Raw genomic sequence first — 11,942 nt, 5'->3', positions numbered from 1 at the left:
GCCTCCCGTCCGTCAGGTGGTCGCGTCGCGACCGCCGGTCAGTTGTAGCTGGCCACCCGGTTCGGCGAGGTGTTGCCGGCCGGGGTCGGGACGGCGCCGCCGACGCCGTTGATGACGCTCGAGATGGTGCCGACGTCACCGAGGGACACCGTGACCAACCCGTGCGCCTTCACGCCGGCCGTCTGCGGCACCTCGAACGCGCGGTCGGCGTGCACCGACGGGTTCGTGTTGAAGAAGCAGTAGACACCGCCGCCCCAGATCTCGTGCTTCGTGACGTTCGACGCGACCTTGTACGCCGCGTACCCGGCGCCGGTCGGACTCTGCCACGAGGCGTTGTCCGGCACGTCGTACGGCATCTCGTTCTGGAAGAAGATCGTCCTGCCGTTGTTGCCGTTCCACTGCACTTCGTACTTCTGGTAGTGCTCGACGAAGAGTCCGGTGGCCAGGACGTCGTTGCCGTTCACCTCGACGCCGGTCGCGCCGGTGTTGACCGTCCAGCCCGTGGCCGCTCCGCCGTGGTCGGCACGCCACGCCCAGATGTGGTCGACGAGGGTGTCGTCGGCGTTGACCTGCAGCGTCGTCGTCGCCTTGCCCTGGATGCTCGAACCGACGCGGAAGAAGACGTCCTGGATGCTCTGCGGGTCGGCCGCGTGGTCGACGTGCGAGCCGGTCGTGCCGAGACGGACCAGCTGCGCGCTGTTCTGCGGACCGGCGTCCACGACGAGGTTCGACACGTTCACGCCGGCCACGTCGGACGAGGTGAGCACCGCGTTGCCACGGGTCGGGACGAGCGTCGGGAAGCCGATGCCCGTCACGACGGTGTCGGGACGGGTCACGGTGATCGCCGAGTCGAGCTGGTAGGTGCCCGGCGTGAAGAACAGGTCGAGGCCCTGCGACAGCGCGCTGTTGATCGTGGCCGCGGAGTCGCCCGGGTGCGCCACGTAGAAGTTCCGCATCGGGATGTCGGTGCCAGCGGTGTTCGGCCACGTGGCGCCGCTCGAGTTCTGCTTGAGCGAGGGGACGAACACGTGGTACTTGTTCGACGAGTCCACGTACAGGTACGGCTTCTCGCGCGTCGTCGGCGTGGTGGCGAGCGTCGTGTAGCTCTTCGAGAAGTCGTTCGCCGGAGCGCCCTGCACACCGGAGAACGTCATGTTCCAGTTGCCGCCCTGCCACGAGCCGAGCGTGGAGTTGCGGGTGTACCACTGCTGCTGCGACCCCGAGGTGACGGTACCGTCGACCTTGCTGTCCGCGATGTAGCCGCCGGACGAGTAGCCCTGGCCGCCGTCCTGGTTCGACGGGCCCATCGTCAGGTTGCCCTTGATGTGCACGCGCCGCATCGGGGCGGCCTGGGACACGGCCCACCGGTCGGTGCCGCCCTCGGGGACGACCGCGACGTTCTCGACCGACCGCCAGAAGTTCTGCGTGGCGTTCTTCTCGTCGCCGGCGTTCCACCCGGAGTCGACGTTGACCGCGCCGGTGATGGTGACGTCGTCGGGGTTCTTCCCGAGGCCGGCGACCGTCGTGTAGAAGCCGAGGTTCGCCCAGACGCGGTTGTAGCTGCCCGGCTTGAACAGGAAGACGTGCCGCTGCGACCCGAACTGCGCCGTGGTGCTGCGGAGCTGCGCGTTGAACGCGGCGTCGACATCGGCCTGGATGGTCGAGGTCGGGGTCGATGGGCTGTAGACCTTGACGTTGCTCCCGAGGTCCGGGGTGTCACTCGTCGTGACCGCCTGGGCCGAGATCGCCGGGACCAGGGCCCCCACGACGCCCGCACTCACGGCGAGGGCGACGAGACTTCTCATCCGTCGTTGCATGATGCTCGATTCATGACCGGTGCGGCGTCGTTGCCGCACGGACGCGACGGTAGACCCGATCGAGCACGCTCCGCAGTCGGACGAACGGCGGACAAGCGCCTGCGACGACGGAGGGCGTTCGGCCGCCTGATCACCACCCGAAGGCGACCAGGCGACCAGCTCACCACCCTGGGTGAGCGAGCGGAGCGCGGATACCCGGTCCACGCCCGTACGACCATCATGTCGGAGCCAGGAGCGCTCCACCGCCCCCACTCCACGGGGGAGAACGGTTGTTCTCAGCGGGGACGGAGCCGGGGCCGGGTCACGAGCGTGATGGTGGTGACCCGCGCCTCCCGGCCGGGGTCAGGGCGCGGGAGCGACCGGGATGTCCCAGTAGGTCGGCTGCTCGTAGTGCTCCGACCATCCACGGCGCATGCGGGCGGCGGCGCGGTCGAACGCGTCCACCGGATCGGTGTCCGTCGTCAGCAGGGCCTGCAGGCGCAGCCCGTCGTACAGGGCGAGCAGCTGCTGCGCACCCCGCTCCGGGTCCATCGTGGCGGGCTCGCGGCCGTCCCGGACGTCCGCGGCGAGCGCCGTGCGGATCGTCTGCCGGAACTGGCCGTAGGCCGAGCGGTAGTAGTCGGCGCCGTCCACCTTCGGGTCCGTCGCGGCGGCGAGCGTCGACGCGAGCAGCCGCATGAGACCCGGCTCCTCGACGTGCGCCGCGAGCAGGGTGTGCAGGAACGCCACCGTGCCCTGCGTCGTGATCATCGGCAGCAGCGGCGCCGACACCGCCTGGGTCCAGCGCTCGACCGTCGCGGCGAGGAGGGCGTGCCGGTTCGGGAACAGCCCCTCGATCTCCGCCACGGACAGTCCGCTGCGCTCGGCGACCGCCTCGATCGAGAAGCTCGTCGTGCCGCCGTCGTGCAGGACCGCGATCGCGCCGTTCAGGGAACGGGTGCGCGGGACCTCGTCGTCGGCGGCGTGCTGGTTCGTCAGCGGGGCGAGCGGGTGCTTGCGGAACCACTCGAGCAGGGCGCGGGCCCGCGAGGCGCCGAACTCGGCGTCGGACGGGCGGGGAGCGTCGAACAGGTCGCTGAACCCCGGCACCTCGCGCATGAGCGGGTCGAGCGGCTGGAACGCCATCGACCAGTCCGGGAACGAGCGCTGCTGCACCGGGTCGTCGCACAGCACCCGGACGTTGGTGTGGCGCGGGTCCAGGCGGATCTGCTCGAAGCGCTCGTGGACGACGTCGTCCTCGCCCTCGATGATGCCGATGCAGTTGCTGTCGCGGTGCGCGAGCATGCCGGTGACACCGAGGCGCGTGTTCTTCTCGCGGCCGACCGCCAGGATCTGGGCGAGCTCGGAGTCCGAGATCGGTCGGGTCTGCGTGCTGGTGTAGACGAGCGAGCGCATGGCGGCCTTCCTGGTCGAGGGTGGACGGTCTCCGACGAGTCAAGCGCCTGACTGCGTCGCACACCACCCCGTCTTCGGGTCGCGGTGGCGCGGTGCGCCGGACGGGAGGCACGGGCCGAGCGGGTGGCGTGCCTCCCGTCCGGCGGGTGGCCGGTGGCCGGTGGCCGGTGGAGCAGCCTGCGCTGCTGGCTCGCGTCGATCAGGGTGCAGCGGGGGTGCCGCTCTCCTTCTTCCGCTCCTCGACGGCGCTGCCCGCCGCGCACTCGGAGACGCCGACGACGCTGAACCGACGCTGGTCGGCGAGGAAGTCCATCGAGGTCGACGGACCGCCTCGGCCTCGGACACCGACGATCGGGTCGGCGGCCCCCGTGCGGTACCGCTCGGTCGTGATGCCCTTGTCCTTCCACAGCTGCTCGACCGCTGCGACCGCCCGGGCCGGATCGGCGGTCGGTGCCTCCTGCATAACGATGGTCGTGTAGGTGAAGCCGTCCCCGGCGCCGTCCCCGCACGACTCCGCGGTCGGCTCGCTGTAGACGGACCACTCCCCGCCCACGGCCGTCGTCGTCTCGTCGACGATGCTGAGGATGGACTTCTTCGCTTGTGCAGGTTCCACGTTCGCACTTCCGTTGCAGGCGGTCAGGAGGAGCACCATCGCGGCCGCCGAGGCGACGGAGAGACCGCGGAGGCAGGTCGTCGATCGGTGTCCGAGGGTCATCAGTCTCCGTTCGCGAGACGACCGAACAGGGCGTCTCCGAGGTCCAGGTCGTGCCGGTGGTAGGCCGAGAGCTGCTCGGGCTGGCCGGTCGTCGCGAAGGCCACGTTCTGCAGCGACTCCGTGCCGCGGTCGAGGTACCCGGTGTCCCCCGCGACGTGCACGCCGTGGTCGGTGACCCCGGCGAGGCCGTCGCTGCCGTCCGCGCCGAACGGCGTGGCGCCGAAGCCGGGCGAGGTCGGGTCGATGTGGTGGTCCTCGCTCAGGTTCCGCCCGATGACGGCGTACTGGTCGCCCTGACCGTGACCGATGAGCGGGATCGTGCCCTGGCTCGGAGCCCAGACGTTGCGCGCCTGCCCGGCGTAGAAGTGGTCGGCGTGCACGGCGTCCGCGGTGGGCAGGGAGTCGGGGATGCCGGCCGAGGCGATGGTCGTGAAGGTGTCCACGTGGACACCCTCCTCTGCCAACCCGTACGCCGCCGTGGTCGACCCGTACGAGTGCGCCAGCACGTTGACCGTCGGCATGTCGTCCGCGCGGGTGGCGTCGAGCCCCCGGATCGTCGCCGCGAGCTTGGGCCCTCCGGCCTTCGCGTGGTCACTGTGCAGCACGTCGAGGTTCCCGATGGGCAGGGCCGGCGCCTCGTAGCCCATCCACGCCACGACTGCCCGGTCGGGCGGGCCGCCGACGCGCAACTGCTCGTCGTACACGTGTTGCGACGCGTCCACCCAGTCGAACATCTCCTCGGAGGACGAGGTCATCCCGGGTACCGAGACCGTGACGTTGCTCGCGGTGTCCAGGTCGCCGATCGACACGCCCGCGAGCGGGGGTTCGTCGTCGGACAGGAGGACGAGCGACCGGGGAGCCGAACCGGTGCCGGCGAGGAGTGAGTCCTTGATGCTCTCGAGTGCCGTCAGGTTCTCCGCGTCCCGCCGCGCCTCGGGGCTGTAGACCCGTCCCGGCTGGTCCAGGTCGTCGAGGAACTCCTTCGCCGATGCGATGCGGCGGTCCAGCACGGACACGTTCGCCGAGCTCCGCGCCCAGTACGGGACACCCTCGAGGTTGCCGAGCACGCGGAGCAGGGACGTCGGGAGTGCCGCGAGCCCTGCGGCGTCGTCGCGCGTGTACCCGAGCCCGGACCACCGATCCGCGACCTGCGCGGGGGTGAGGTCGTCGGTCAGCAGGGCCTGGAGCTCGGTCGAGACGTCCTGGGCGATCGTGGCGTCGACGGAGGCGTTCGCGAGCGCACCGCTGCCGCCCGCACGCTCGAAGGCCTCGGCGATGCGCGTGACCCACGCGGCGTCGGCACGGTTCTCCTCGAGCAGGCGTTCGAACCCCTGCACGAACGACACGTCGCCGACGGGGGTCCAGGTGCACGACGTGCGGAACCGCGACAGCGCACTCGCGACGGCTTCCGCCCGGGACCGAGCGGTGTCGTCCGCGATCGTGCTCGAGGCGGCGAACGCCCGGAGGCGCACCGGATCGGCAGCGCTCCGCCCGTGACCGGTGCCGCCACCCGTCCGTGTCCGACCGCGCGCCGCGAAGGCGGCTTCGATGGTGGCCGGGACCGTCGCCTGTTCGGAGGGCTTCGGGTCGAACACCTCGGGGAGTGCCGACGGCGCGATCAGCGAGTCCGCCGCCGACCGTCGACGCTGCTCGTCCCGTTCCGTCCAGGCGGCGACGTCCCGCAGGCGTTCCCGTTCAGCCGCTGCGTCACGCTTGGCCTGTCCGACCTGCTCGACGAGGTCGTCGAGCACCGCGGCGAGCTTCGGCCGGTCCGCCGCCTCGATCCCCACCGACTCGAGGAACCGGTCGGCGTACGCGCCCGCGAAGTCGACGGAGGCCTCCTCGGCGGCACTCCGGCGACCAGCTCCCTGGCTGCGGAGTTCGGTGCCGGCATCGCGCGCGCTCCGGATGAGTCCGTCCGCCGCTCCGTCGTCGAAGTCGATCGATCCCATGCCTGTCCCCCCTCGGGCGCACCCCGTGCCCGGTCCGACGCTACCGCCCGCCGACGACGTCCGTCCACCCACCCGACACCCGTCGCCGGCCCGGGGGTGCAGCGGTCCCGTGCGCAGCCGGACGACGGGGCGCCCCACGACGGAGGGCGGGGGGTCCCAGGACCACCCGCCCTCGTCGATCAGGTCGGTACTACTTGCGGATGCGTCCCGACATCGCGGTCGTCGTCCCGCTCGTGGAGCCGGACTTCTTCGCGGTGACCGTGACCGTCAGCCGTTCGCCGACGTCCTTCGACGTCGTCTTGTAGGTGGCCTTCGTCGCCCCGGGGATCGACTTCCCGTCTCGGGACCACTTGTAGCTGAACGTGATCCCGCTCGTGTTCCAGGAGCCGGTCTTCGCGGTGACGGTGCCGCCGACCTTCCACGACCCGACGACGGTCGCCCGGCTGCCGGGCTTCAGCGCGAGCTTCGGTGTGGCCGGCGTCGTGACGACGGTGACGGTGGCCCGGGCCTCCCGGCCGGAACCCGCGCCGACGGCGGACACGGCGAGTGCACCGAGGTCGGCGTCGGCCGGGATCGGCAGCGTGCCGGCGACCGCGCCGCTCGACCCGGCGACGGCCGTGTCGACGACCGTCTCTCCGGAACGGAAGGTCACTCCCTCGCCCTGGCGGAAGCCGGTGCCCGTGAGCAGCACCGACCCGCCCCGCACGACCTTGGCCGCGGAGGTACCGAGCGCCACCGGTGCGGAGGCAGCGGCGCGCTCGGCGCACACGTCGCCCTGCTTCCCGACCGGTGCGATCGCCTTCGCCGGCGCCGTGACGCCGTCGTCCTCGCGGACCGTGAGGTTCGTGAACGCGGACGCGCCCATGACGGCGTTGCTGGTGTTCGTGACGCTCACCTTCAGGGCGGAGCTGGGCGTCGCCGAGGCGGTGGTGTTGCCGGCCGTCGGCACGGTGACCGCGCGGCAGGTCTCGCCGGGCGCGAAGGTCACGCGTTCCATGCCGACGCCCACGGTGCCGGTCGCCGAGCCGAGGACGCTGACGTACGCGGTGACGGGACGGGTCTCGGCACGCGACAGGGAGACGGCGACGTCGGCGGTGCCCGGGCCGGCGCCCTCCTCCACCGCGGTCGGGGTGACGTCCACCGTGGTGCGCGTCCGGGCGACCGCGGTGCCGACGCTGGGGGTGTCGAACGCCAGGTCGGACAGGTAGACCCCGCCCGTGCCGGTGCCGTCGGCGCCGACGCCCGCGGTGAGGCGGACCTCGCGGACGTCGGTGAGGTCCAGATCGGTCATCGACGACGTGGGGATCGTGAGCTGCTGCAGGACGATCTTGTTGAGCGTCGTGTTCGTGCCGCCGGGCATCCGGTTGACGGCGAGCGGGTTGATCGCCGAGGCGGCGGTCGACCAGCTGCCACCGGAGCCGTCGAGGACGGTGATCCGGAAGTCGGTGCCGGTGGGCACGGCCTCGTCGGGCGCGGTCTTCAGCGTGAGCTGCGTGCTGTCGGAGACGTTGCGTGCCGCAGCGGGGACCGAGACGCGGAGTTCACCGGTGCTCGGCACTGCCGGGTCGGTGGCGGAGGCACCGGTCCACAGGAACCGGGTGGTCGGGAACGCGGGGACGTTCGGCGCGAACGAGCCGGGCGTCCAGTGCGGGACCTGGGCCGAGGCCTTGGTGGTGGCACAGAACGGGTTCGACTGCGGCAGCGTGCGACCGGTCAGGTTCGAGCAGACCGCGGCCGTGGCACCCCCGACGGTGCGGACGAGTGAGCTCGACTTCGTGAAGTCGGTGACGAGCTTCGTCTTCGAGGTCGGCTGCGTGGCCGTGGTCCGGACGTCGGCGAACGGCGTCGCGGTGGTCGCGGGCTTGACCGAACCGTCGAACATCGACTGGAACTGGGTCTCGCCGCCCATGGTCAGGCGGAAGAAGCCGGTCATGTAGCTGACGCCGACCTGGTACTGCTGCGCCGCGGTGAGGCGGGTGGGGTCGGTCGTCGAGCAGGTGGAGGTGGTGTCGCTCGTCCGCCAGTCGTCGCCCGTGGCCGCCGGGTACAGGCCCGGGGTCCACACGGTGTTGAAGAAGTTGTGGTTCGCCCCCATCACCCACACTGCGGAGCGGAGGACCTCGTCACCGAACGCGTGCCGGGAGTCGTCGATGAAGTGCTGCCCCTGCTGGTTCGACACGTCGCCGTCGCAGTACGGCAGGAAGACGGCCGTGGGCACGTCCGGCAGCGTCATGCGGCCGAAGTCGACGGGGGCGAGCGGCAGGACCGCCTCGATCCCGAAGGGCTTCGGGAGCGCCTCGTTGAGGGTGGCCGCCGAGACGACGCCCTCACCGCCGCGGGAGTGGCCCATGATGCCGACGTGCGTCAGGTCGAAGCGACCGCGGAGCGAGGCTGCCGTCACGCCCGAGGCGGCGGCCGGCTGGTCGGTGCGGGTGGTCGCGCGGGCGAGGGCGTCGTCGAGCGTGCGGGTCGTCGTCGTGCTCGGGGCCGCGTCCGTCGCGGTCGTGACGTCGTCGTACGCGACGGCCCCGCCTGCGTCGGCCGTGCGGAGCATGCTCAGCGTGTCGAGGACCAGCTGCCCACGCGCCTGCGCGCCGTAGTCGAGCGCGAGCTGGTTGTCGTTCGAGTTCACCGCGTTGGCGGCGATCGAGACGACGTTGTACCCGCGGGTGGCGAGCGCCCGCGCGGTGCCCTCGTACCCGAGGTACGACCGGACGTTCATCTGCGTCGGACCGCACGGCCAGCGGAGCGGGTTCGCGCCGGTGCCGGAGCACGAGGTGTGCCGACCGTGCAGCAGCACGACCGTCGGCCGCTTGCCCGCGGCGCTCGTCAGGTACATCTTCCCGGTGAGCTCGCCGCGGATGCCGCCGATCGCCGCGAGCGGGACCGCCTGGTCGCCGAAGTCGTACTCGGCTTCGGTCACCGTGTAGGCGCCGGGGGTCGACGGGTCGTCCACTGCGGCCGGGGTCGCGAGCGACTTCATCTGGCGCCGCAGCGTCCGGTTCTCGGGGACGGGCGGCGTGACCGGAGCCGTCGTCGTCTCGGTCGCCTTCTCGGCGTCCCCGCTGGACCACGCCTTGGTCACGTCGGACGCACCGGCGACGGACCGATCGGTGGTGAGGACCTCGAGCGTCTTCCCGTCCGCCGACTCGGTCGCGAGACCGACGGGTTCGCCGTCCACGACGAGCGTGGGGGCGTCGTCGACCATCGGCAGTGGTTCGTCCAGGTCGAGGGACACGAGGTACCCGCCGGGTGTGGTGGTCACGTCCCAGCCGTCACCGGAGGCGACGACGGGATCAGGGGCGGGTGCCGCGAACGCAGGGACTGCGGTCAGGGCCAGGGCGGGAGTCAGCATGGCGGTGATCGCCAGGGCGGCGAGCCGGCTCCGGGACAGGGTTCTGGACAAGGGGCTCCTCGTGTGAAGGGGTTCTCATGAGGAAGCTTCGAGGAGCATCGGTGCCGTGCGGGCGTGGGAAACCGGCTCGTAACCAACACTTGACGGCCGGGAAACACTGCCACTCGGGCTGGTCCGCAGAACGCAGACCGACGGACGCCGTCGGGCGCTGCGACCGGCGGACCGGCGCGGGCTCACCCCGCGGCGAGCAGCGCGTCCGTCTCGGCGGCCGTCGGCGCGGTCGCCGGTCCGCGGCGGGTCACCGCGAGCGCCGCCGCCGCGTTGGCACGTCGGACCGCGTCCAGGAGGCCCGCCCCACGTCCCAGCGCCGCCACCAGTACACCGGCGTGTGCGTCTCCCGCCCCGTTCGTGTCGACCGCGTCGACCGGGAACCCCGGGACCAGGACGGGCGCGCTGCCGGCGTCGACCACCCAGCACCCGTCGGCGCCGTCCCGGACCAGCGCGGTCCCCCGCGCGGCCGCGGCGATGGCGGTTGCGGCCTCGGCGAGGGTGGCCGACATCGGGGACATGAGCCGCGCCTCCCGGCTGTTGGCACTGACCACGTCGGAGCGGGCCGAGACCGTCGCCAGGACCTGCGCCGGCAGGGCGTCGACGAGGGGTGAGGGGTCGAGGACGACCCGCACCGACGGCGGTACCGTCTCCAGCCAGGACGCGATCGCGGCACCGTTCGCCGGGTGTGCCAACCCGTAGCCGGAGACGAAGACGACGTCGTCGGCGCGGAGGTCGACGCGGTCGAGGTCGGTCCGGGTGAGCTGCCCCTCTGCGCCGACGCTCGTGACGAAGGTGCGCTCGGTCGTGGCGTCCACGAACGCCACGCAGTACCCGCTGTCGACGTCCGGGAGCCCGGGCTGCACGACGGTGACGCCCGATTCGGTCAGTGCGCGGCGGACGACGTCGCCGAACGGGCCGGTGCCGTACTGGCCGGCGAAGACGACGTCCGTGCCGTCGCGCCGGGCGGCGACCATCGTGTTCAGGCCACCGCCGGCGGTGATCTCCGAGCCGTCGGCGATGACGTCGCCACCGGGCTCGGGCAGTGCGTCGATGCGCATGACGATGTCGACGACGACGTTGCCGACCGAGACGAGGCGGCTCATCGGACGGTGTGCTCGGTGTGCGGGAGCGGGGCGGACTCGTCGGGCTGCTCGTGCAGCGTCCCGCGGGGGCCGCCGGTGAGCAGGTAGACGGCGGCCGCGACGATGAACGTGACGACCCAGCCGAGGCCGTTCGCGCCGATCCACGTGTCCGAGAACGCGCCGACGAACACCGGGTCTGCGTCGCCCACCTGGACGTTCGTGAACAGGAAGCCGACGACGATCGCACCGACCCAGGCGACGACCGCGCGCCAGGCGACCCCACCCCCGTACCAGTAGCGGCCACCACGGCCCAGGTCGAGCAACGCTGCCGGGTCGTACCAGGTGCGGCGGAGCATGTCGGCGATGAAGACGCCGAGCCAGGCCGTGATCGGCACGGCGAGCACCGAGATGAAGGTGATGAACGGGGCGTAGAAGCCGTCGGCGACGAGCATGAAGTACATGGCGCCGAGCGTGGTGATGACGACGTCGACCGCGACCGCCCACACGCGGGGCACCTTCACGCCGAGGGTCAGCGTGGTGAGGCTCGCCGAGTACACCGACAGGTGGTTCGAGAGCAGCAGCCCACCGAACGCGGCGATCAGGTACGGCACCGCCATCCAGCTGGGCAGCATGTCGCGGATCGCGGCGACCGGGTCACCGGCCTGCGCCAGGGTCGGGTCGCCGGCGGACACCAGCGAGCCGAGCCCGACCAGGACGACGAGCGGGATGCCCGCACCGGCCGCACTCGCGGCGACGAGCTTGCCGGCGCGGACGCTCGTGCGCGTGTACCGGGCGATGTCGGCGCCGGCGGTGGCCCACCCGATGCCGGTCCCCGCGGCGATGGTGCCGATCCCGATCACCATCGCGGCGACGGGACCCGCGGGCTGCGCACCGACGACGTCCCAGTCGATCCGGGCGACGAGGAACACGGCCACGAAGACGTTGAGGGCGCCGAAGACCCACGTCGCCCACTTCTGCACGGCGACGATGAACGCGTGCCCGAGCCCCGAGATGAGCACGGTCGCGGCGACGAACACCAGGATCGCCACGATCGTGACCACCGGGTGTGCCTTCGACCCACCGTCGGTGCCGAACAGGATCGCGAACAGCGACAGCAGCACGAACGCGGCCGTCGTCGTGTTCACGGTCTCCCAGCCCAGGCGGCTGAGGAGCGAGACGGCGGTCGGGCCGACGTTCCCGCGGACGCCGAACACCGCGCGGCTCAGGGTCAGGCCGGGTGCTCCGCCGCGACGACCGGCGATGGAGATGACGCCGACGACGGCGAACGACCCCGCGGCGCCGATGACGGCGACGAGCAGCGCCTGCCAGACGGTCAGGCCCTGGAACGCGACGAGGGTGGCGCCGAGGGGCAGCCCGAGGATCGAGATGTTCGCCGCGAACCAGACCCAGAACAGCGCCCCGGGCGTCCCCGTGCGTTCGGCGACCGGGACGGGCTCGATGCCGCGCTGTTCGACGGTGGTCAGGGTGCCGGAGCGGGTGCCGGCGTCGGTCGGGGTGATCGTCATCAGGTCCTCTTACGTCATCGGAAGGGTGCGAGGGGGAAGCCGGGCGGCG

The 11,942-nt window shown here is 71.9% G+C and carries 7 protein-coding genes; all 7 read right to left on the bottom strand.

Annotation, left to right across the window (positions count from 1 at the left end; translation table 11 throughout):
* Positions 1–38: 38 nt before the first annotated feature.
* The 7 genes from KM842_RS13655 to KM842_RS13625 all read right to left on the bottom strand — a co-directional run bounded on the left by KM842_RS13655 (position 39) and on the right by KM842_RS13625 (position 11,893).
* Positions 39–1,805, bottom strand: a complete 1,767-nt coding sequence (locus KM842_RS13655) for a pectate lyase-like domain-containing protein (protein ID WP_216259187.1) — start codon at positions 1,803–1,805, stop codon at positions 39–41.
* A 354-nt stretch (positions 1,806–2,159) separates the two neighbouring features.
* On the bottom strand, positions 2,160–3,212 hold the full coding sequence (locus KM842_RS13650) for a BLUF domain-containing protein (protein WP_216259185.1): 1,053 nt from the start codon (positions 3,210–3,212) through the stop codon (positions 2,160–2,162).
* A gap of 199 nt (positions 3,213–3,411) precedes the next feature.
* A complete protein-coding gene (locus KM842_RS13645) occupies positions 3,412–3,927 on the bottom strand; it encodes a hypothetical protein (RefSeq protein ID WP_216259183.1) in 516 nt (171 codons plus the stop codon).
* Positions 3,927–5,879, bottom strand: a complete 1,953-nt coding sequence (locus tag KM842_RS13640; RefSeq protein ID WP_216259181.1) for an alpha/beta hydrolase — start codon at positions 5,877–5,879, stop codon at positions 3,927–3,929. The genes KM842_RS13645 and KM842_RS13640 overlap by 1 nt, the downstream gene beginning before the upstream one ends.
* 190 nt (positions 5,880–6,069) lie before the next feature.
* Positions 6,070–9,285, bottom strand: coding sequence for an alpha/beta hydrolase (locus KM842_RS13635; protein WP_216259180.1), 3,216 nt, complete (start codon positions 9,283–9,285; stop codon positions 6,070–6,072).
* A gap of 182 nt (positions 9,286–9,467) precedes the next feature.
* Positions 9,468–10,388: a PfkB family carbohydrate kinase gene (locus KM842_RS13630; protein ID WP_216259179.1), complete on the bottom strand. Its 921-nt coding sequence runs from the start codon at positions 10,386–10,388 to the stop codon at positions 9,468–9,470.
* A complete protein-coding gene (locus KM842_RS13625) occupies positions 10,385–11,893 on the bottom strand; it encodes a purine-cytosine permease family protein (RefSeq protein WP_253206136.1) in 1,509 nt (502 codons plus the stop codon). The genes KM842_RS13630 and KM842_RS13625 overlap by 4 nt, the downstream gene beginning before the upstream one ends.
* Positions 11,894–11,942 lie beyond the last annotated feature (49 nt).

The organism is Curtobacterium sp. L6-1 (assembly GCF_018885305.1).
Lineage (GTDB): Bacteria > Actinomycetota > Actinomycetes > Actinomycetales > Microbacteriaceae > Curtobacterium > Curtobacterium aetherium.
Note: the sequence above shows the minus strand (reverse complement) of the source record. Positions and strands in the feature narration are given on the sequence as shown.